Source organism: Stenotrophomonas sp. TWI273, assembly GCF_039674765.1.
Taxonomy (GTDB): domain Bacteria; phylum Pseudomonadota; class Gammaproteobacteria; order Xanthomonadales; family Xanthomonadaceae; genus Stenotrophomonas.
Genome location: NZ_JBDJOA010000001.1, coordinates 261,122 through 282,709 on the forward strand (window position 1 = coordinate 261,122; position 21,588 = coordinate 282,709).

Below are 21,588 nucleotides of genomic sequence, written 5' to 3' on the forward strand. Positions count from 1 at the left end.
CGATAACGCCCCCGATCAGGCCAGGCGCTGATTGAGCCAAGCCTTCGCAAAGCGCAGATCGCGGTCGACCGTCGGCACCGACACCTCCAGCACGACCGCGATTTCCTGGCGGTCCATCCCGCCGAAATACATGTATTCCACCGCACGTGCGGCGCGCTCATCGTGCCCGGCGAGCTGGTTCAACGCCTGGTGCAGCGCCAGGACCTCGTAGTCGCAGGTCGGCGCATAGGGCACGTCCTGATCAGCATGCGACAAGGTCAGGTTCCACGCCCCGGCCCCGCGCTTGGCTGCCGCGCCACTGCGCGCAAAATCCACCAGCACCGCGCGCATCTTCAAGGCCGCCAGCGCGAGGAAGTGCGCGCGATCCACGAACTCCACGTCCGAGCCCATCACCCGCAACAGCGCTTCATGCATCAACGCGGTCGGCCGCAGGGTCACGTCGGCATGGCGCTGGCCGATACGGGCTGCTGCCATCTCGCGCAGCGCGGGATAGATCAGATCGAACAGATGCGCCTGCGCCTGCGGATCCCCGCGCCGCCACCGGTGCAGCCACTGCGTCACATCGCCACTCATCATCCCCGCTCCCAAGACGCCAGCCTCTCCGGCCAGACGCCCCCGTCCCTGATGGCCGATGATAGCGCACGGGCGCCTTGGCACCAGCGCGCCGGGGGGGGCGGGAACGGGGGGGCGATCAGGCGCGCGGATGGGCCAGGGCGAAGTCCAGGCCAGCGCATACCGCCGCGACCTGCGCATCGTTGCATTCCTGCGGCGAGGTCCGCGGGCTGTCCGGGTACACCTCGGTGGTGGTGGCGTACAGCGCGTCGGTGAACCCGGCGCAGGCGCCGATCGAACGCGATTCGCCCCAGACCACGCCCGGTGACTGCAGCGGCATGCCGATCAGCTCGCCATTGGCGTCGGCGGGGGCGATGTGCGTGATCTTCTCCACCGCGGCGATCAACGCCTGCTGGAACGCCGGCTGCGGATCTTCGCTGTTGCCGATCACGTAGAAGCCATCGGGAATGATGTCCGGCACCAGGGCGATGCCATCGCGGGCGCAGCGCGCCGGATCGAACTCATGCAGATCGCTGTCGGTCGTTTCATGCAGGTCCAGGTGCACCAGCAGATCATCGCCACGCGCGGCCATCCAGCGCATCAACGAGGCCGCTTCTTCGATCTGGCCCTCACCGCGGAAGCTGCGGTTGGGATCGATCGCATCGGGATTCCAGCGCTGGATGCGCTCATAGCCCCACGGGCTGACGCAGGGCGCGACGATCAGATTGATACGGCCCGCATACGCCTCGGCATGCTGATCCAGGAACTGCAGCGCGCCATGCACGCCGCTGGTTTCATAGCCATGCACGCCGCCGGTCACCAGCGCGGTCGGCAGTGCCGGATCCCACGCATGGCTGACCACCGCAAACAGCGGGTAATGATCCGGCGCGTAGTCCAGCTGGCCGTACTGCACCACATCGAAACGCTCGCCCAGGCGCTCGAGCGCGGCCACCACATCGTCGTGGTAGCTGCGCTGGCGCTGCTGATTGGCGCGCCACTGGGCCCGTTCGGCATCGCCCCACGGCTGGCCGGGGGTGCCGATCGGATAAAAATGCGTGTTGCTCATGGCCGTACTCCAAGGAGAAATCCGGTCGCTGCGGCCGTTGGCTGCGTGCGACATTGCGGCAGACATTCTAGCTGCGGGCGGGCATCCGGCGCTGTGCGGACTACCAACGCTGACACGGAAAAAGAGGACCGGTTGCCCGGCCCTCTTCTCGTTCCACATCGACGGTCAGGCCGTCTGCGCCGCCTCATACCCATTCAAGCGCATGTCGCTGGACGCGCGCCCTTGGGTCAGCGAACGCAGCGAGGTGGTGTAGCCACCCAGTCGCGCCAGCGGTGCATAGCCGAGCACTTCCGCCTGCCCATCCTGGTCCTCGATCGAGGCCACCCGCCCGCTGCGGCGGTTGAGGTCGCCCACCACATCGCCGACGTTCGCCGACGGCGCGTGGATGGCGATCTCCATCACCGGCTCCAGCAGCTGCGTGCCCGCCTCGGCCAGCGCGGCTTTCACCGCCTCACTGCCAGCGCGGTGGAAGGCCATGTCCGAGGAGTCCTTGACATGGGTCTGGCCATCGACCAGCGTCACCTCGATACCGACCACCGGATGGCCCAGCGGGCCTTCGCCCAATGCCGCGCGAACGCCCTTCTCCACCGCGTTGACGAACCCGCGCGGGATCGCACCGCCGACGGTGCGGTCGACGAAGGTCACCTCGCCATCCTCGCGCGGCGTCACATCGATCAGCACCTGGGCGAACTGGCCCTGGCCGCCGGTCTGCTTGGCGACCTTGCCCTCCACCCGCTGTACCGCGCGCTTCGGGGTTTCCTGGTAGGCCACGCGCGGCTCGCCGGTGCGGATGGCGACGCCCCACTCCGTGCGCAGACGCTCGACCATCACCTCCAGATGCAGCTCGCCCATGCCCCAGATCAGGGTTTCACCGCTGTCCGCATCGGTGTCGACACGGAACGACGGATCCTCCTGCGCCAGGCTGGCCAACCCTTGGCTGACGCGGATCAGGTCCGAGGCCTTCTCCGCCGTCAACCGCCATGCCAGCACCGCATGCTGCGCCTGGATCGTATCGAGCAGCAGCGGGCGCGAGGGCGCACTCAGCGTTTCACCACTGACCGCATCCTTCCAGCCCAGCACCGCGACGATGTCACCGGCCACGGCCTGCTTGATGTCGTGGGTCTGGTCGGCCTGCACCCGCACCAGGCGACTGACACGCCGCCCCTGCGGATGCTGTGAACTGGCCAGTGCATCACCCACCTTCAGCGTGCCCGAGTACACCCGCACGAAGCTCAGCGCACCGTGGTTCTGGTGCGTGATCTTGAACAGCAGCGCCGCAAGCGGGCCATCCGGGTCCGGTGGCAGCAGCACGTCGTTGCCGTTCTCGGTGGCCACCACCGCCGGGCGATCCAATGGCGAGGGCAGATAGTCGACCACCGCATCCAGCAGCGTCTCAACGCCCTTGCTCTTGAACGCGGCGCCGGCCAGCACCGGGACGCCCGCACCGGCCAGGGTGCCGCGACGGATCGCCGCGCGCAGCTGTGCGTTGTCGATTGGCACGCCTTCCAGCCACGCCTGGGCCAGCACGTCGTCGGCATCGGCCACGGCCTCGATCAGCGCCTCGCGCTGCGGCATCCACTGGGCAGCCTCATCGGTCGTCCAGGCATGACGCAAGGCAGTGCCCTTGTCATCCCAATGCACGGTGCTGCGGTCGACCAGGTCCACCCAGCCGTTGAACTGGCTTTCCGTCCCGATCGGCACGCCGAGCGCCCACGGCGTGGCACGCAGCTTCTCGCGCAGCTGGGTCAGCACGCGTTCGAAGGACGCCCCGGTGCGGTCCATCTTGTTGGCGAAGGCAATCAGCGGCACACCGTGGCGACGCGCCTGGCGCCAGACCGATTCGGACTGGGGCTGCACCCCGTCCACCGCGGAGAACACCGCGACCGCGCCATCAAGCACGCGCAGGGAACGTTCCACTTCGATCGCGAAATCGATGTGGCCGGGGGTGTCGATCAGGGTCAGGTGATGGATCGGCTGGTCGCGCGGTGCCCAATGGGCCTGCACGGCGGCCGCGCCGATGGTGATGCCACGCTCGCGTTCGATCGCCGAGAAATCGGTGGTCGCCGCGCCGTCATGCACCTCACCGACGCGATGGATCTCGCCGGTTTTCCACAACAGCCGCTCGGTGAGGGTGGTTTTGCCGGCGTCGATGTGGGCAATGATGCCGAGGTTGCGCCGGAGGGTAAGGGTCTGGGTATGGGTGTTCATGGGATAGGTCTCGCTGCCAACATCGGGGAGCCGCACGCCGCCGTTGGCTAACGGGCGTGCGGCCAGGTTTGGGGCTCGGCGATCTGGTGCATGGCACGTTCTCCTTCAGACAGTTCTGCTACGTGGAAACGAAAAGAGCGCCCGGTGGGCGCTCTGCGTGGGGTCCAGGGTGACCGGTGTTCCGGTCAGCAGCCTCGCACTCCGATTGGCAGACGCGCCCGTGCCGCGACATCGCGGGTCAGGGTAAAAAACGTCAGAAGCGGCATCGAAGTCATGTGGGTCACCTGGGGTGTAGCCGGCATTGTAGACCTCTGATGGCCGGCTACAAGTCTTTATTCGAACCACCAGCGCAACACTGAGCATCAATGTCGAACATGCAACCTTAAATTGGCACAATCAAATCGAGCCGGTCGCAGATATGCGAATGGGTCGCAATTGCGTATACACCGGAAATCCTTAAAATGGTGGCCCATGCGTCGCCTACGGCGACCCCCGCAAGACTGACGCCGTACGACCACGAGACGGCACGCCAGCGCCCCCTTCCTCCGCGTTCTCGAGTTGTTGCCCATGCCCTGCTCCCTGCCCCTGCCTCCGCGCCGGTTGCGCCCCAACCTGCTGGCCCTCGCCTGCCTGGCCACCGCATTGGTCCCCGCCGCCTACGCCCAGACCGCCACCGATCTGGACGTGGTGCGCGTCAATGCCTACCGCGCTGCCAACAGCATCAGCGGCGCGACCAAAACCAACACCACGCTGGCCGAGACCACGCAATCGGTATCGGTGATCGAGCGGGCGGAACTGGATGCGCGCGGTGTGCAGTCGCTCAACGATGCGATGCGCTATGTCGCCGGTGTCAGCCTGGAGAGCTCGGGCATCGACAACCGCGTGGATGACTTCCGCATCCGTGGCTTCGATGCCGGCAGCTGGGCGAACAACGTCACCCTGGACGGCATGCGCGCGCCGCAGGGCACGCAGTGGAACCGCAGCATGTTCGACAGCTGGAACCTGGAGCGGGTAGAAGTGCTCAAGGGCCCGTCGGCGGTGATGTACGGCCAGGTCGCCCCGGGCGGCATGGTCAACCAGGTGAGCAAGACGCCGACGCCGGATCAGGAGCAGCAGCTGCGCGTGGGTGTGGATGCCAATGGGCAGTACAACGCGGCGTTCGACGTCGGCGCCGGCACGGCCGACAACGACCACCTGTTCCGCCTGGTCGGCCTGTATCGCGACGGCGACACCCAGATCAAGCACACCGCACAGAAGCACTGGTTCCTGGCGCCCAGCTACACCTGGCAGATGGCCGAGCGCACCCGCATCACCCTGCTCGGCCTGTACCAGAAGGATGACGGCGGTTCGACCTACCAGTTCCTGCCGATGGCCGGCACGCTCAACGCCACGCCGTATGGCCACATGAAGAACACCACCTTCATCGGCGAGCCGAGCTGGAACACGTTCGACCGCACGATGTGGACCGCAGGATGGCTGTTCGAGCACCAGTTCAATGATCACCTCACCCTGAGCCAGAGCGCGCGACGCACGCATGTGGATTCGCTGTACCGCGGCGTGGTCACCGATGGTGCGCTCAACGCCGATGGCCGTACCCAGAAGCGCCGCGCCACCTACGGCACCGGCGATTCCGATGGCGATACCCTGGACACGCGGCTGCAGGCACGCTTCGCCACCGGCGCGGTCGACCACACCCTGCTGCTGGGCTGGGATTGGCAGAAGGCCGATTGGGAAGGCGTGCGCGGCGCGATGAGCAACCCGGCACCGATCGACATCTTCAACCCGGTCTACAGCGGGTATACGCCGCGCGTCACCTCGCTGAGCCCCACCGAAGGCATCAACCGCCAGAGCGGGCTGTACCTGCAGGACCAGCTGGCGCTTGGCCGATGGCGCCTGACCCTCGGCGGCCGGTATGACTGGACCAAGGATGATTCCTCCAGCACCACCCGCAACCTGGTGACGGGTGCGACGGTGCTGCAGCCGCGCAGCGTGATCAAGAGCGAGGCGTTCTCAGGCAATGCCGGCCTGCTGTACGTGTTCGACAGCGGCTTCACGCCCTATGTCAGCTACGCAGAATCCTTCCAGCCCTCCACCGCGAGCGCGCTGCAGAGTTTTGATCGGCGCGCGTTCGATCCGGTCTATGGCAAGCAGTGGGAGGCCGGCGTCAAATACCAGCCGGCCAGCATCGACGGCCTGATCACGCTCGCTGCCTACGACCTGCGCCAGGAAAACCTGGTCACCCAGGATCCCGACCTGAGCCACATGAGCTGCGGCAACACCGGCAACGCGCGGTGCTCGATCCAGGACGGCGAAGGCCGCATCCGCGGCGTTGAGCTGGAAGGCCGCATCACTCCCACGCAGGGCTTCAGCCTGATCGGCGCAGCCACCTGGATGGACTCGGAGATGACCCGCAGCGATCAGTACAAGGGCAAGGAACTGATCATGGTGCCCGACTACAGCGCCTCGTTCTGGGCGGATTACACCGTCCAGGGCGGCGCCCTGCAGGGCCTGAGCCTGGCCGCCGGGGCGCGCTACAACGGCAAGAGCTACGGCGACAGCGCCAACCTGTATCTGATCCCGTCGTACACCTTGTTCGATGCTGCGATCCGATACGACCTCGGGCAGTTCGGCAGCACCCGCGTGCAGCTGGCCTTGAACGCCAGCAACCTGGCCGACAAGCGTTTCGTATCCACCTGTACCGGCGTGTCGTCGTGCTACTACGGCAGCGGCCGCACCGTGATGGCGACGGCGCGCTTCGGCTGGTAAAGGGTGGCGGCGCCGGGGTAACGCCCGGCGCTACGCGTCGGTCACCACCACCAACGGGACATCGCGCTGCGGATGCCGCAGCACCAGCACCGGCTGCTGGTAGACACGCTCGATGTGTTCCCGCGTCAGGACCTCGGTCGGCGTGCCATCGGCCGCCACGCGGCCCTGCTCCAGCAACACGATCCGGTCCGCATACGCGGCGGCCAGATTCAGATCATGCAGCACCACGATCACACAGGCGCCGGCATCGGCCAGTTCGCGCACCGCGCGCAGGGTGCGCTCCTGATGACGCAGATCCAGGGCGGCCGTCGGCTCATCCAGCAGCAGCAACGGGGTGTCCTGGGTCAGGACGCGGGCAAAGGTCGTGCGCGCGGCCTCGCCACCGGACAGATGCTCCACTTCCCGCTCGATCAACGCATGCAGGTCCGCCCGCGCCAGCGCATCGGCGATGCAGGCGGCGTCTTTGACCGGATCCGGCGGATGCGGCAGCCGCCCCATCGCCACCACTTCATGCACACGGAAGGCGAACCGCACCGCGTGCTCCTGCGGCATGACCGCGCGCTCGCGTGCCAGCGGCTTGGCTTTCCAGTCCGGCAGCGCCTGCCCACGCAGCAGCACCCTGCCCTGATCCGCCTCCAGATCGCCCGCGGCCACCGCCAGCAACGTCGACTTGCCCGCGCCGTTCGGCCCGACCAGCGCGGTGACCGTGCCCGGCACGAAATCCAGCGTGATGTCATCCAGAATGCGTCGTGCGCCGCGGCTCAACTGCACCGACTGCAACTGCAGCAGCGCGCTCATGCGCCGCTCCGGTGGCGCTGACGCATCACCAGCCACAGGAAGAACGGCGCACCCAGCGCGGCCGAGAACAGGCCCAGCGGAATCTCCGACGGCGGATCCAGCGTGCGTGCGGCGGTATCGGCGACCACGATCAACAGCGCACCGGCAACGCCCGAGACCGGCAGCAGCCAGCGATGGCCGGGGCCGACCAGCAGGCGCACGACGTGCGGCACGACCAGGCCGACGAAACCGATCGAGCCGGCGAAGGCAACGGCGGCACCGACCAGGAGCGCGCTGAAGGCAATCAACTTGAGCCGCGTGCGCTTCACATCCAGCCCGAGATGCTGGGCCTGGCGCTCACCGAGCGCGAGCATGTCCAAGGGCGTGGCCAGACGCAGCAGCGCGATCGTGCCCAGCACGAACACGGGCGCCACCGCGACCACATCCATCCAGTCGGCCTGGGCCAACGAACCCATCTGCCAGAACACCAGCGATTGCAGCTCGCTCTCGCTCGCGATGTAGGTCAGGAACCCGATCATCGCCGAGCAGAACGCCGCGATCGCAATGCCGACCAGCAGCAATGTCGCCGTGCCGGTGCCCTGCCCCGGCCGCGCCAACAGATACGTCAATGTGATCGCGCCACCGGCACCGGCGAACGCCGCCAGCGGCAGCGTCCACGCACCGAAGGCGCCGGCACCGAGCACGATCGCCGAGACCGCACCCAAGGCAGCGCCCTGGGTCACGCCGACAATGCCGGGGTCGGCCAAGGGATTACCGAACAACCCCTGCAGGCTCGCGCCGGCCATCGCCAGTGCGGCGCCCACCATCGCGCCCAGCAAGGCACGCGGAATGCGCAGCTGCCAGACCACTGCCAGATCGCGGGTACTGACGCTGGCCGGATCGGCCAGCCCCAGCTTCACGCCGATCGCCTGCAGCACCTCCATCGGCGGCAGCCGCAACGGGCCCACCGCGAACGAGGCGATGACTGCGATCAGCAACCCCACCGCAGCCCAGATCAACACGGTCGCGCCGCGCCGGCGCGCAGGACTCAACACCGCCATGCCTCAAGCACTCACGGGCGTGGCACGGTTGCAAATGCCGCGGCCAGCGCCACCGCGCCACTGCCTGAGGCGACGCTGGCGGACTTCAACTCCACATCCGGCATCACCCACACGCGGTTGGCCGCACCGGCCGGCGTCTGCCGGAGCGTTGGATAGGCGCGCCACAGCCCGGCCTGGCCACCGAACAGGGCCAGATCGTTCTCGGTCACCAGAATCACATCGGGCGCCGCAGCCACCACGCCTTCGTTGCTCAGCGCGGAATAATTGGCCACACCGGCTTCGTCGCCGATGTTGATGCCACCGGCGAGCGTGATCAGCTTGCCCGAGGCGCTGTCCGAGCCCGCCACCGTCGGCGCGCCGCCGGCACCGGTCGCGGACACGTGGATCACGCGCGGGTGCCATGCCAACGCGGCACCACTGGCCTTGGCCGCATCCAGCTGCGACTGCACTTTCGTAGCCAGTGCTTCACCCTGCTCGGCCATGCCGACGGCGGCGGCGACCTTGCGCACCTTGTCCGCGGCCGGCTGCAGATCGTCGACGATCACCGCCGCTTCGCCTGCACCGCGCAGCTTGGCGGCCAGATCGGAATGGCGGCGCAGGCTGTTGCCCAGGAACAGGGTGCCCTGCAGGCTCAACACGCCCTCCACACCGGTGGTGCGGTTGAACAGAAATTGTTTGGGGGCCTTGCGGCCGGATTCAGTGGCCGAGCGCAGCGGCGCGGCGTACACCTGCTCGTCCAGGCCGAGCGCTTCGAGCACGGCGATGATGTCATCGCCACCGGCAATGATCCTGGAGGTATCGGTCACCGTGGTGGCCACACCGTCATCGGAGGTGACCTGTGCCGGCAACTGCTGCGTGGCGCCTTCAATGTCGGGTACGTCCACACCCACCACACGCTGCCAGCCCGCCGGCAGCGCTTCGGCGGGCTGCGCGGCCGATGCGGCGGCGGTATCGGCAGCCGGCGCGGCAGGCTCTTTCGAGCACCCGGCAATCACGGCGACCAGGGACAACGCCAGCAGGCTGCGGCGGACAACAATCGACTTCATGGCAGTTCCTCTTTCATCAGAACGGCGGGGCTGATCGCCCCGCCGCCAGTGCAACGCACTGCGCGAAATTCAGTTCGCGCGGGTGCTGATGCGGGTGATGCGGTCGCCCTTGGGATCCTGGGCATCACGCGACTTGTTGACGGCAAACACGTTGCCCTTGCCATCTTCACGCACATGGTTCGGGAAGGTGCCGCCATCCAGGTTGCCCACCACCTTGCCGTTGCCATCGACCACCGTCACCGTACCGGCACCGCGGTTGGTCACATAGGCCAGCTTGGACACCGGCTCGAAGGCCACGTTCAGCGCACCCGCGCCGACCGGCACGTCGTGCAGCACCTTGCCGCTGGCGACATCGACGATCAGCAGGTTGTCGGTGCCCTGCGAGGCCACGTACAGGCGACCGGCCGAGGCGTCATAGGCCACGCCGGAGGCGCTGATCGCGTTGCCCAGATCGATCACCTTCTCCACCTTGCCGGTGGTGGTGTCGATCACCGCCGCTTCCGGCGTGCCGATGCTGACGGTGAACAGCTTGCCGGCCGCTTCATCCAGCACCAGGCTCATCGGGACGAACTTCTTGTCGTCCACGCCCGAGGCCAGAGTGATCGACTCCAGCGGCTGCAGGGTGCGGGCATCGAATACCGAGAGATGATCTTCGCCGGCGGCCGAGGCGAACACCTTGCCATGACGCCCGTCGACCACGATGTCGCGGGCATGCGGCACCGCACCCACATCGAACTGGCGCACCAGCGACAGGTCCTTCTGGCGATACACGGCCACGGTGTCCTGGCGGGTATTGGTGACCCACACGTTGCCGTTGGCATCATCCACGCCCACGCCGTACACCGCGAACACTGCACCGCCCTTGCCGCCGGGCACTTCAGCCGGGGTGATCCTGGCCGTGACCTTGAGGGTCTTCGGGTCCAGCTTGAGCAGCTGCGACTGGGTGACCGGCGGGCGACCGACGGCAGCGGTGACGAACACCGCGTTGCTGGCCGCGCTGTACGCGGACTGGTACAGGCCCTGGACCAGCTTGGCCGAGGTCTGGCTGAAGTTCTGCTGGCCGCTCAGCGGCAGGTTCGGCGAGACGCGCAGCGACAGCACCGTGGCCGCGGACGGCTGGCTGGCGCGCACGATCACCGGCTGCTGACCGGGCACGGCATCGGCCGGAATCGCGACGTTGCCCTTGAAGTTGCCCTCGGCATCGACCACGTACGGCGTGGCATTGAGTACCGTCTCACCGCGCAGCAGGGTGACCTGCTGGCCCGGCACGAACTGGCGGCCGATCACCTCGGCGTCGCTGCCCGGCACCACGTTCTGGCCGCGGCTGACGACTTCACCACGGAAGCCGTTGGCCGGCGCATCGAACACCGGCTGGGCGAACACGGTCGGGCTGGCCAGCGACAGCGCGAGGGCCAGGGTGGCGACGCGCGGGAGGGTTTTCAGGGTGTACATCAGCAGACTCCTTCTGTTGGGGGCGCGCCGGTTGGCGCGTTGTCACAGTGCTTGCCTTGGCGTGGCCGCGGTCCGTTGCGGCGGTGGCACAGGGCCACGGAACTGCCTGGGTAACGAAAAATCAGGGGGCCGGCGCGGGTGTGCCGCTGCGATCGGTGATGCCATACAACTGGCTCAGCGTCGCCTTGAGCGATGCCGGCAGCATCGGCCCATGGCCAAGGCCGGGGAATTCGCGGTACTGCACGGTCAGGCCCGGCACCTTGGCCAGGCGGGCGGCCAGCTGCTGCGCTGCATCGGGCGTGGCGCCACCAATGCGGCGCAGATGCGCGACCACGCGCGGATTGGTCATGTCACGCACGCCCCGGTTGCCGGTGCGCTCGTCGCCACCCAGCATCACCGTGACCTGTGCCGGCTGGCCCTGGGCGTTGGCGATGAACTGGCGCTCCATGTCGCCCAGCGGGGCGCCTTGGCTCCACCACAGTGACGGGCTGGCCGACACGTAATGCTGGAACGCGGCCGGCCGGGTATACAGCGTGCTGACCACGAACAGGCCGCCCAGCGAATGGCCCCACAGCGACTGCTGCTGCAGATCGATGCGGGCACGGCGCTGCACTTCCGGCTTGATCCGGCGCTCGATCAGATCCAGGAACGCATACGCACCGCCACCGCTGGACTGCGACGTGCCATTCTCGTCGTCGGCGGTATCGATCCACGCCGTGTAGTCGCGTGTGCGCGCCTGGGAATCGATGCGCAGATCGTTGTCGTAGCCGATGAACACCAGCACCGGCGCGGCATGCGCAGCCAGATCGGCAAGCATCGCCTGGTCGAGCACCATCGCCGCGGCGTTGCCATCGAGCATGTACAGCACCGGTGCCGGCGTGGCCGAGGCCTTGGCCGGCACACCGACATTCACCCGCCAGCGGCGGGCCTTGTCGGGGCTGTCGAGCACGAAGTGTTCAAAGCGATAGCTCTGCGCCGGCTGATCCAGCACCGTCTCACCGACCTTCTGCTCGGGATTGCGCTGCTGCGCCGAAGCGGGCGACAACGCCGCCATGCCGATGGCGGTCGCTACGCCCAGCGTGCGCAACCACGGCGATACGGAAGAGATCAGCGACGACGAAACAATCATGACTACCCGGAGCGAGGGACGGTGCTATCGCGCCAGTGTAACTCAAATGAGAATGGGTATCACTGACGTTGCGCCACCCGGTTCAGCGCGCGCAATCGCCCGAGGCCTTGCGCGCCGCACCTACCGTCGCGCCGCCCTTGCCACTGGCGGACATCCAGCCCTGCAACGACATCGCGTCCGGCACGCCCTCCGCCATGGGCGCCGCAGCGATCACCAGTTCGCGCGATGTCCCTACCGGGTCCAGTTCGGCCAGGCGTGCTGCCTTGTCACCATCGGTATTGACGATGTCATCCGGACCGGAGGACGGCGTCCGGGTGGTGTTCTCCGTCTTGGTCATCTTGATCCGGATCTCGCCGCCGGCCACATGAGTCACCGCTACCGCGTACAGCTCCTTGCCATAGGCCCAGGACGTCTCGCGCTGCGCTGTCGATGTCTGTCCTTCGGCCGGCAGCGCCAGGGCATCACCCGTGATCCCCTGCACCATCGCCATCCCGCCCATCACCGCCATGTACATGCCGTATGCGCGCATCTGCTTCTCTTCCTGGGTCTTCGCCGCGGGCGCGCCCGGCCAGCTCGCCTCGAGATTCAGATGTGCTTTGCCCTTGCACAGGGTCAGCACGACCGGCTGACCCTCACCGTCGCCGAGGCTGATCAGGCTGTCGCCGTTGCGGAACTGCTGCACACGCCCGATCAGTGATGCGCCGCTCACCGGCACCTGGTTGACCTGCACACTCGAGGCCGCCTCCAGGCGCGCATTCAACGAAACCGTCGCAGCGGTCGCAGCGGTCGCAGCGGTCGCAGGCAACGTCGCACCGATCGCGGCAGCAAGTACAAGAACAGGCAGGAAAACGCGCATGGCATCCAGTCCAACAAGGCGGGACATCATACGCGCCCGATCCTCGGTGGCGCCGCGCATGACACTGCCAAACAGACGGTAGAACGCTCAGCCGCGCGCAACCATCGCGGCGATCGTCGCCGCCAGTTCGCGCACGGCCTGCTCAGGGGTGATGTCGCCCGTCGTCGCCGCATACGAGAGCCCTTCGGCCGCGCCGAGCATGCCCCATAGGCCTGCCAAGGGCAGCGCGCCGGCCGGTGCAAACGGTGAGAGCAGCGCGCGGCACTGCTCGAGAAACACCACGTCGTACTCGCGCTTGATGCGCGCCAGCTCGGGCGAGCCGGCCAGCGCGGCGATCACGCCGGGAATCTCACGCCCCTGCTTCATCACACAGGCCACGTAGGCATCGGCGATGACCTGCGCCTTCTCCGCAAGCGTCGAACCGCTGTCGGCAAACCGCGCGTCCATCACCACGCCCTGGCGCGCATCGAAATCCTGGTACAGCGCCGCCAACAGTCCGGCGCGGGTGCCGAAATGGTCATACACCACCGGCTTGGTCACCCCGGCCTGCTCGGCAAGGCGCCCCAACGTCAGTGCGTCAGTACCCTCCTCGCGAATCAGACGCCAGGCCACCTCCAGCAACTGGCGCAGGCGGTCGTCGCGGCTCATCCGGCGACGAGGGGTGGCAGAGCCAGGATCGTGCGGACTTGACATTGCTATATACCAATCGTAACTTACGAGTCGTAACTTACCAAAAGTATACAGCCTCCGCCTCTTTCTGGAATCCCATGCACACCTTGATCGTCACCTCCCATCCCGACCCCGACGGGCTGACCCACGCCGTCGCCCGCCGCATTGCCGACGGCATCGCCGAAACCGCCGGCGCGACAATCGAACTGGCCGACCTGACTGCAGAGGGCTTCGACCCCCGCTTCACCCAGGACGACCTGAAGGGCCATCATCGTCAGGCGCCCTTTCCCGCCGATGTTCTGGCCGAACAGGCCCGCCTGGACCGGGCTGACGCGCTGGTCCTTGTGTTTCCGGTCTACTGGTGGAGCATGCCGGCGCTGATGAAGGGCTGGATCGACCGGGTCTTTACCGGTGGCTGGGCCTACGACGACAGCAGCGGCCAGGGCGTACTCAAGAAACTCGGGCACCTGCCTGTCCACCTGGTCGGCCTGGGTGGCGCCGATGAGCGCACGTGGCACAAGCGCGGCTATACCGAGGCGATGAAGACCCAGATCGACACCGGCATCTTCGACTACTGCGGCGCGCCGGTGCTGTCCTCCACGCTGCTGCTGGAAACAGATGCGGGCGATGCACAGACCCATCTGCAGACGGCGCATGCGCTGGGGCAGCGCATTGCCATCACGCCCGGCGCGGCAGCCCACTGAGCCGATCCGGTGCAACGGCAGGTGCAGCAGACCACGCTCGCCGATGGCAGCGCGACCGCGCGCTTTGCCGACGGCCGCACCGTCAACTGCACCTCGCTGACATTGCCGCAGCCCGGCGCATTGTCCAGGCCGGAGCGCGCCCACCACGCCGGTGAGCGCGCTCGCCTCCATTACTCCTTCGTTTCTTCCGCCTTCCAGGCCGCGACCTTCGCCCTGGTCTGGGCCAGCAGCGCATCCAGCGCCTTGCGGTCATAGCCTTGGCCACGCAGCACCACGTACTGGATGCTGCGTGTGGCCTCGATGTCTTCCAGCGGATTGCGCTCCAGCAACACCAGATCGGCCGCCTTGCCCGGCGCGACCGCACCGTAACGATCCAGCGTGCCGAACCAGGCCGGGCCCGCGCGCGTGGCCGCCGAGAGTGCCTGCGCTGGGGTCAGCCCTTCCTTGACGAACAGTGACAGTTCGTCATGCAGGCCGATGCCGGGGTAGTTGAACGAGTTGAGGAAGCCCGCATCGGTGCCGGCCATGATCGTGACCCCGGCCTGCTGCAGCATCGGCAGCACCGCGGCGACCTGGTGGTACTCCTGATGCCGCGCCTGGATCTGTGCCGGCGTGGCCTTGGCCGCACGCTCGACGCGCCAGGCGTAGGTGGCCTGCAGCTTTGGGCCGATGTAGGCCAGATAGGGATCGTCGCGATGGTCGTCCTGGTCCAGGAAGTCCAGGATGCGCCCGCCATTGAGGGTCGGCGTCACGAACACCCCCTTCGCTGCGAAACCGCGATAGGCGGCCATGGCGGTGTCACGGTCGAAGCCCGCATCCAATCGTGCGTTGGCCTGCGCGCGATCGATGCGCTTGGCCGCGAAGTCCGCCGCAATGGCGGCCTCGTCCTTGACGCCGGCCTTGTAGGCATAGTCCAGATGCTCGATGGAGCTGATGCCGGCATCGACGGCCTGCTGGACGGTCAGTGCCATCGGGATATGCCCGGACGCACGCAACCCGTTGGCGCGCGCGCCACGTACCGCGGCCAGGAACAACTCAGGCGTCAGCGTGCTGTCGGTGATCTTGACGAAATCGACGCGGTCGCGCTTGAGGCGCACGAACGCCGCATCCAGATCCGCCTGCGAACCGACTTCGATGGTGCCTTTCCAGACCGGCTTGATGCCTTCGATCTTGGCACCCGAGGTGAACAACTGCGGGCCGGCCAACTGGCCGCTGGCGATCTCGCCGCGCCACTGCAGCACCTGCTCGGGCAGATCGCCGGACGCGTCACGGATGGTGGTGATGCCATGGGCGATGTACAGCGGCAGCAGCGCCTTGTTCTCTTCGATCAGATCCGGGCCGCCCCCGAAGTGCACGTGCATGTCCCACAAACCCGGAATCAGGTAGCGGCCCTTGCCGTCCACCTGCTGCCTGGCCTGCCAGGCCTTGCGCATGGCCCGATCGCTGCCCATCGCAACGATGTCCTGGCCCCGCACCACCACGGTCTGGTCCGCCACGGTGGTAGCGTGCTCGACATCGATCACGGTGACATGCCGGATCATCAGATCGGCCTGCTCGGCCGCGAACGCGGAAGGGGCCAGTGCAAGCAGCACGGGAAGGGCAAGACGCAGGGACATGGGCAGTGCACCGGAAAATGGAGAACCGGGCCACCTTACGGTCGGGCCCGGTCCATTCACCAGTTAAATTTTGGAATGCGCGTCATGCACATTCCCGATACACAGTGCCCCGCTCAGACCGTGCCCTGCATCGCCGGCCGCGCCTGCACCTGTTGCAGCCAGGCCGCCACCGCCGGGTGCGCCTCCACCGCAGCGCCCAGATACGTGCCATAGCCGACCACCTGGCCAACCACCAGATCCACCAGCGAGTAGGCCTCACCGAGCATCCAAGGCTGCTGCGACAGGCGCGCCTGCAGCAGGTCCAGCAGCGCGGTGGCGGTGCGGATTGCGGCGGCGGCATGGTCGGCATCGCGCAGCGCATCGTCCGAGGTGGCCAGCCACACGCGACCGATCACCGCGCCATAGGTGACATACGCCCAGGTGCACCAGGACATCGCCTCCAGGCGCGCCGGCGTACCGTCGTGCGGCCACAGACCCTTGGCCACGCCGAAGTGCTCGCCCAGCCACAGGTGGATCGCCAGGGCTTCGAACATCGGCGTGCCATCCACCACCAGGCACGGCACCTTGCCGTTGGGATTGATGGCCAGGTAGTCGGCCGTGCGCTGCTCGCCGGCGCGGATGTCGATCCTGACCCGCTCATGAGGGACGGCCAGTTCGGCCAGGGCGCAGGCGATCGGGGTGGCGCTGGACATCGGGTGCCAATAGAAGACGAGGGACATCTGGAACTCCTTGAGGGTGGTCAGGGGTGCGACCGAAGTGGTCCTGCACCGTGGCCTCAAGGCTAACGGCCTTTGCGGACAGAACCCGCCCGCAATGGCTGCTACGCTTTCTCGATGCTGACCGCCTCCGCCCGCCTGCTGAGCCTGCTGTCCCTGCTGCAATCGCGCCCGCATTGGGGCGGCGGCATGCTGGCCGAGCGCATGGGCATCCATCCACGCACGCTCCGCCGCGACATCGACCGGCTGCGCCAGCTGGGCTATCCCATCCACGCCAGCACCGGTGTCGCCGGCGGCTACGCCTTCCGCCCGGGCCGCGCCCTGCCCCCGCTTCTGCTGGACGATGAGGAAGCCCTCGCAGCAGCGATCGCATTGCGGACGGCCGTGACCGGCACGATCAGCGGCATCGAGCAGACCGCGATCACCGCGCTGGTCAAACTTGAGCAGGCCATGCCCCCGCGCCTGCGCCCCCGGTTGGACGCGCTGCGCTCGGCGATCCTGCCGACGGACCAGATCGGCCCGCTGGTCGATGCCGGCCGGCTGACCACTCTGGCTGCCGCCTGCCGCGACCAGCTGCAACTGGCCTTCGAGTACATCGACCGCGATGGCCAGCCAAGCTCACGCCAGGTGGAGCCCCAAGGCGTGGTGCACACGGACCGGCGTTGGTATCTGGTCGCCTGGGATCCTGCACGCGACGACTGGCGCACCTTCCGCATCGATCGCATCACCAGCACGCCCGTGGTGGGCGCGCATTTCGCGCCGCGCGCCGGGCCCGGCGAAGGCGATCTGCGCCGGTGGGTCGCCCAGGCACTGTCGCTCGGGCAGTACCCCGACGAGGCGCGGATCATCCTGCACGCGCCCTTGGCTGCCCTGCGTCAGCAGATTCCCGCATCGACTGGCGTACTGGAGGTCGTGGATGCGGGGCGTTGCCTGCTGCGCTGCGGCGCCAACCCGCTTGGCTCGGTGATCTATTGGCTGCTGGCCATGGACCTGGAGTTCGAGGTACTGGGACCACCAGCGCTCATCGAGCGACTTCGCCAGACCGCCGAACGGGTGGCCCGCAGCCTGACGCAGCGCCCTGCCGATGCCGAGCCGATGCCCACGGGCGATTAGCCGCCCTGCATTGCCATGGCGGCCGCTGCCATTGCGCTCCACAATGGCAGCATGACCGCCAGTGAAAAACCGAATCGCACCCTGTTCGATCTTGATCTGCTGCGCGCGATGGTGATGGTGGCCGATTGCGCCAGCTTCACCACCGCCGCCGCACGCCTGCACTCCACCCAATCCACCATCAGCCAGAAGATCCGCCGGCTGGAGGAGATGGCGGGCCATCCACTGCTGGTGCGCGGCAACCGCGACGTGCACCCCACCGATGCCGGGCAGCTCGTCCTGGGCCACGCGCGTCAGCTGCTGGCGCTCAACGATCAGCTGCTGGAAGCGCTGGCCGGCACCACGGTGGCCGTCACGGTGCGCTTGGGCGTGCCGGAGGATTTCGTCAGCGCCGCGACCACCCAGCTGCTGGGCGCCTTCAACCGCGAGCACCCCCAGGTCAAGCTCGAAGTCACCAGCGGCCTCAGCCGCGACCTGGCCAATGGCTACGATCACGGCGAACTGGATCTGATCCTGGTCAAGCAGCGCCGCAACAGCCGCGCCGCCGTTGCCTGCTGGCCGGAGACCATGGTCTGGATCGACAGTGCCCGCAATGGCTGCATCGGCCTGGATCCGGTGCCATTGGTCACCTTCCCGCCGCGCGGGCTGTATCGCGACGACATCATCGATGCCATCGAAGCACTCGGCCGCCGCTGGCGGATCAGCTTCACCAGCTCCAGCCTGAGTGGCATCCAGGGCGCGGTAGCCGATGGCATGGGCATCAGCCTGCTGCCGGCACGCGCCCTGAGTCGCGATCACACCGTGCTCGGCGCCGAACAGGGCCTGCCGCCGATCGATACGTTCGAGATCGCCCTGCTCCATCGCGCCACCGCCGACCCGCTGGTCAAGGCGCTGGCACTGCGCTTGGCCAAGCTGCTCAACCAGGAGCGGGCGGGCGCGCCTACTTGAGCTGCAGCGGGTAGCGCTGCCAGAGCACGTGCACCAGGAAACCGGTCAGCTCCGGGTCCTTGCTGGTGATCGAGGCACGGATCTTGTCCAGCAGCACCATGTCGCTGCAGTTGCGCACATCGGCGTGACCGGCCTGGCCGGCGCGGCGCGCACGGTAGCGGGCCGCACGCTGCGCATCGGTCATCGCGTAGCCGAACGTGGGCGGACGGCCGCGCTTGCGCGGCAGCGTCAGTTCCAGTGTTCCGGGGTCTTGTTCATCGCGCATGACGGACGAGGATGCAAACGGGGGCGCGCACGATATCGTGAGACATCACTTTAATCCAGCGTTTTCCGTGGATTTCTGCATTTGCGACGCAAGCGTCAGCGCCACGCCTCTGCCACGCGCGCGCCCGCCCACACCAGCAGCATCCCGCCGACCAGGCTCACCCCGAGGTACAGCGGCACCATCAGGCTGCGATCGGTACGGGTGAACACCAGCGACTCGAGCATCATCGAGGAGAACGTGGTCAGCCCGCCCACGATCCCCACGATCAGAAAGGCGCGCCAGTACACTGCGGCCGTGCCCCGACTCTGCAGCCAGATCATCACGTAACCCGCCACGAACGCGCCGACCAGGTTCACCGTCAGCGTGCCCCACGGGAAGCCAGTCCCGAACTGGCGCAGCATCGCATCGCCGATCATGAAACGCAGCGCCGCGCCCAGTGCGCCACCGGCCATCACCAGCCCAAGCTGCTGCCACCACAGGCCCAGGCCTTCCATCAGTCAGCGCCTTTCTCTGCCCGCGCCTGTGCCCGCGCCGCACGCAGGCGGTCCAGCTTCTCTTTCAGCTTGATCTCCAGCCCGCGCGGCACCGGTTCGTAATACACGCGCTCACCCATCGCATCGGGGAAGCCGGTCTGATCCAGCGCAATTCCCCCGTCCGCGTCGTGATCGTACTGATAGGTCTTGCCGTAGCCCAGCTCCTTCATCAGCTTGGTCGGCGCGTTGCGCAGGTGCAGCGGAACCTCCTGGGTACCGGTCTCGCGCACTTCCTGCTTGGCCTTGTTGAAGGCGGCGTAGCCGGCGTTTGATTTGGCGGTACTGGCCAGATAAAGCACGAGTTGCGCGAAGGCGAGCTCGCCCTCCGGGCTGCCCAGGCGTTCATAGATATCCCACGCCTCCAACGCCATCGACTGCGCGCGCGGATCGGCCAGGCCGATGTCCTCGATCGCCATCCGGGTCAGGCGCCTTGCCAGGTACGACGGATCGCAGCCGCCATCGAGCATGCGGGTCAGCCAGTACAGCGCGGCATCGGGGTTGGAGCTGCGCACGGATTTGTGCAGCGCCGAGATCTGGTCGTAGAACTGCTCGCCGCCCTTGTCGAAACGACGGGTGCGATCGGCCAGCACCTGCACCAGCATCTCCGGACTGATCCGCCCGCCGTCGCCGCTGGCCAGTTCGGCCGCGATCTCCAACAGCGTCAGTCCACGGCGCACGTCACCATCGGCTGCGGTTGCGATCTCCAGCAACGCCTCGGGTGCCACCTGCAGATGCTCCGCGCCCAGACCGCGCTCGGTGTCCTGCAGCGCACGTTCCAGCGCCTCGACGATGTCACTTGGCGACACCGACTCCAGTACGTGCACGCGGCAGCGCGACAGCAGCGCCGAGTTCAGTTCGAACGAGGGGTTTTCGGTCGTGGCGCCCACGAACACGATCGTGCCGCGCTCGATGTGCGGCAGGAACGCATCCTGCTGGGCCTTGTTGAAGCGGTGCACCTCGTCCACGAACAGCACCGTGCGGCGCCCCTCGGCGAAGCGCTGCGCGGCCTCGGCCAGCACCTGGCGCACCTCCGGCAGGCCGGACAGCACGGCGGAGATCGCGCGGAACTCGGCATCGGCGTAATGCGCCAGCAGCAGCGACAGCGTGGTCTTGCCGCAGCCTGGCGGGCCCCACAGGATCATCGAGTGCACATGGCCGGACTCGACCGCCCGGCGCAGCGCGCTGCCCGGTGCGAGCAGGCGCTTCTGGCCCACCATCTCGTCCAGCGTCTGCGGGCGCATCCGCTCGGCGAGCGGACGCATGTTGTCCCGATCCACGGTCAGCAGATCGGGCCCATTGAAAGTCGTTCGGTTTCTGGCCACGTGTCTAGTGTATCGCGGCAGATTGCAGCGGGCATGCCGGCCAGCGGCCGGCACTACACCGTCATTCGCCGATGACGTCCACACCCTTGGCCGGGGTGAAGCTGAAGGTGCCCGAGGCGAAGCTCGGGTTGCGCTTCCAGCCAGTGAAGCTGATCACCGTGCGCTGGCCAACCGCATCCACGACTTCCATGCGGGCCAGGCCCTGGCCATTGAAGCCCAGTGCGGCGTACTGGAAGGCGGTATCGGTATCACGCTTCGGGCTCAGCGCCAGCCACTGCAGGCCATCACGCACGGCCGCCTCTTCGCTGACGTCGTACTGCTTGTCCAGCAGCGCCGGATTGATCAGGGCGGTCAGCGGGCTGTTCTGCTCTTCCTGGCCCTGCGGGCGCACGCTGGCCTGCTCCAGGTCCGGCTCATACACCCAGACCTTCTTGCCATCGGCCACGATCAACTGTTCGTGCGGCTTGATGTACTCCCAGCGGAACAGGCGCGGCGCGGACAACGCAACACGGCCGCTGGTGGTTTCCTTGACCTTGCCCTTGCTGTCGAACACCTGCTGGCTGAACTGCCCGTCCAGGCCCTTCAGACCCTGGGTGAAGCGGTTGAGCTCATCACGGGCGCCCGCCCAGGCCGACGCCGAACCGACACTGGCGACAACCAGGGTGGCAGCAAGCAGGGAGCGGCGGAAAGTGGTGTGCATGCGGGTATCCAGGCGAATGGGAAGGATGGGAGGCAGTGTGCCCATTCAATCCTGAATGGGCGATCAGGGACACATTATGCGCTGGAAACCAG

General features: G+C 67.3%; 20 protein-coding genes. 4 read left to right on the plus strand and 16 right to left on the minus strand.

Annotation, left to right across the window (positions count from 1 at the left end; all coding sequences use genetic code 11):
* Nucleotides 1-15 precede the first annotated feature (15 nt).
* From ABE571_RS00990 to fusA, 3 genes are all read right to left on the minus strand, one after another.
* Entirely contained in the window at nt 16-573 is a 558-nt protein-coding gene (locus ABE571_RS00990) for an ECF-type sigma factor (protein ID WP_313218314.1), read from the minus strand.
* A gap of 118 nt (nt 574-691) precedes the next feature.
* Nucleotides 692-1,618, minus strand: coding sequence for a M14 family metallocarboxypeptidase (locus ABE571_RS00995; protein ID WP_121036800.1), 927 nt, complete (start codon nt 1,616-1,618; stop codon nt 692-694).
* Nucleotides 1,619-1,783: 165 nt separating this feature from the next.
* Nucleotides 1,784-3,826 (minus strand): elongation factor G, encoded by a 2,043-nt coding sequence (gene fusA / locus ABE571_RS01000; protein ID WP_346493032.1) that lies wholly within the window; start codon nt 3,824-3,826, stop codon nt 1,784-1,786.
* A 567-nt stretch (nt 3,827-4,393) separates the two neighbouring features.
* Between fusA and ABE571_RS01005 the strand changes: the two genes are divergently transcribed.
* Nucleotides 4,394-6,592 carry a TonB-dependent siderophore receptor gene (locus tag ABE571_RS01005; RefSeq protein ID WP_346493033.1) on the plus strand — a complete coding sequence of 733 codons (2,199 nt, stop codon included), beginning with the start codon at nt 4,394-4,396 and terminating at the stop codon, nt 6,590-6,592.
* Between the two features lie 30 nt (nt 6,593-6,622).
* Here the strand turns inward: ABE571_RS01005 and ABE571_RS01010 are convergent, their stop codons facing one another.
* The 7 genes from ABE571_RS01010 to ABE571_RS01040 form a co-directional block, all read right to left on the minus strand.
* Nucleotides 6,623-7,390 carry a heme ABC transporter ATP-binding protein gene (locus ABE571_RS01010; protein ID WP_313211025.1) on the minus strand — a complete coding sequence of 256 codons (768 nt, stop codon included), beginning with the start codon at nt 7,388-7,390 and terminating at the stop codon, nt 6,623-6,625.
* Nucleotides 7,387-8,421: an iron ABC transporter permease gene (locus tag ABE571_RS01015; RefSeq protein ID WP_313219192.1), complete on the minus strand. Its 1,035-nt coding sequence runs from the start codon at nt 8,419-8,421 to the stop codon at nt 7,387-7,389. The genes ABE571_RS01010 and ABE571_RS01015 overlap by 4 nt, the downstream gene beginning before the upstream one ends.
* 20 nt (nt 8,422-8,441) lie before the next feature.
* Complete coding sequence (locus ABE571_RS01020) at nt 8,442-9,476, minus strand: ABC transporter substrate-binding protein (RefSeq protein WP_313211026.1); 1,035 nt, start codon at nt 9,474-9,476, stop codon at nt 8,442-8,444.
* Between the two features lie 69 nt (nt 9,477-9,545).
* The gene (locus ABE571_RS01025; RefSeq protein WP_313218306.1) at nt 9,546-10,928 is read right to left on the minus strand and encodes an ATP-binding protein; all 1,383 of its coding nucleotides are present in this window, start codon (nt 10,926-10,928) and stop codon (nt 9,546-9,548) included.
* A 121-nt stretch (nt 10,929-11,049) separates the two neighbouring features.
* Nucleotides 11,050-12,057 carry an alpha/beta hydrolase-fold protein gene (locus ABE571_RS01030; RefSeq protein WP_313211028.1) on the minus strand — a complete coding sequence of 336 codons (1,008 nt, stop codon included), beginning with the start codon at nt 12,055-12,057 and terminating at the stop codon, nt 11,050-11,052.
* An 82-nt stretch (nt 12,058-12,139) separates the two neighbouring features.
* Nucleotides 12,140-12,973, minus strand: a complete 834-nt coding sequence (locus ABE571_RS01035; protein WP_346493034.1) for a hypothetical protein — start codon at nt 12,971-12,973, stop codon at nt 12,140-12,142.
* A 27-nt stretch (nt 12,974-13,000) separates the two neighbouring features.
* Nucleotides 13,001-13,561 (minus strand): TetR/AcrR family transcriptional regulator, encoded by a 561-nt coding sequence (locus ABE571_RS01040; protein WP_313211030.1) that lies wholly within the window; start codon nt 13,559-13,561, stop codon nt 13,001-13,003.
* Nucleotides 13,562-13,680: 119 nt separating this feature from the next.
* On the opposite strand from ABE571_RS01040, the gene ABE571_RS01045 reads away from it, so the two are divergent.
* Nucleotides 13,681-14,286 (plus strand): NAD(P)H-dependent oxidoreductase, encoded by a 606-nt coding sequence (locus ABE571_RS01045; protein ID WP_313211031.1) that lies wholly within the window; start codon nt 13,681-13,683, stop codon nt 14,284-14,286.
* Between the two features lie 170 nt (nt 14,287-14,456).
* Here ABE571_RS01045 and ABE571_RS01050 read toward each other — a convergent pair whose 3' ends face one another.
* On the minus strand, nt 14,457-15,902 hold the full coding sequence (locus ABE571_RS01050) for an amidohydrolase family protein (RefSeq protein ID WP_346493035.1): 1,446 nt from the start codon (nt 15,900-15,902) through the stop codon (nt 14,457-14,459).
* Nucleotides 15,903-16,015: 113 nt separating this feature from the next.
* Nucleotides 16,016-16,621: a glutathione S-transferase family protein gene (locus ABE571_RS01055; protein ID WP_346493036.1), complete on the minus strand. Its 606-nt coding sequence runs from the start codon at nt 16,619-16,621 to the stop codon at nt 16,016-16,018.
* Between the two features lie 114 nt (nt 16,622-16,735).
* Between ABE571_RS01055 and ABE571_RS01060 the strand changes: the two genes are divergently transcribed.
* Together ABE571_RS01060 and ABE571_RS01065 are read left to right on the plus strand one after the other, a co-directional pair.
* Entirely contained in the window at nt 16,736-17,731 is a 996-nt protein-coding gene (locus tag ABE571_RS01060; protein WP_346481034.1) for a WYL domain-containing protein, read from the plus strand.
* A gap of 51 nt (nt 17,732-17,782) precedes the next feature.
* Entirely contained in the window at nt 17,783-18,676 is an 894-nt protein-coding gene (locus ABE571_RS01065) for a LysR substrate-binding domain-containing protein (protein ID WP_313218297.1), read from the plus strand.
* Here ABE571_RS01065 and ABE571_RS01070 read toward each other — a convergent pair.
* The 4 genes from ABE571_RS01070 to lolA form a co-directional block, all read right to left on the minus strand.
* Nucleotides 18,669-18,941, minus strand: coding sequence for a hypothetical protein (locus ABE571_RS01070; protein ID WP_019184750.1), 273 nt, complete (start codon nt 18,939-18,941; stop codon nt 18,669-18,671). The two genes, ABE571_RS01065 and ABE571_RS01070, sit on opposite strands and share 8 nt — an antisense overlap.
* Nucleotides 18,942-19,036: 95 nt before the next feature.
* Nucleotides 19,037-19,435, minus strand: a complete 399-nt coding sequence (gene crcB / locus ABE571_RS01075; RefSeq protein ID WP_313211036.1) for a fluoride efflux transporter CrcB — start codon at nt 19,433-19,435, stop codon at nt 19,037-19,039.
* Entirely contained in the window at nt 19,435-20,736 is a 1,302-nt protein-coding gene (locus tag ABE571_RS01080; protein WP_313211037.1) for a replication-associated recombination protein A, read from the minus strand. The genes crcB and ABE571_RS01080 overlap by 1 nt, the downstream gene beginning before the upstream one ends.
* A 121-nt stretch (nt 20,737-20,857) precedes the next feature.
* Complete coding sequence (lolA, locus tag ABE571_RS01085) at nt 20,858-21,496, minus strand: outer membrane lipoprotein chaperone LolA (RefSeq protein ID WP_070471577.1); 639 nt, start codon at nt 21,494-21,496, stop codon at nt 20,858-20,860.
* Between the last annotated feature and the right edge of the window lie 92 nt (nt 21,497-21,588).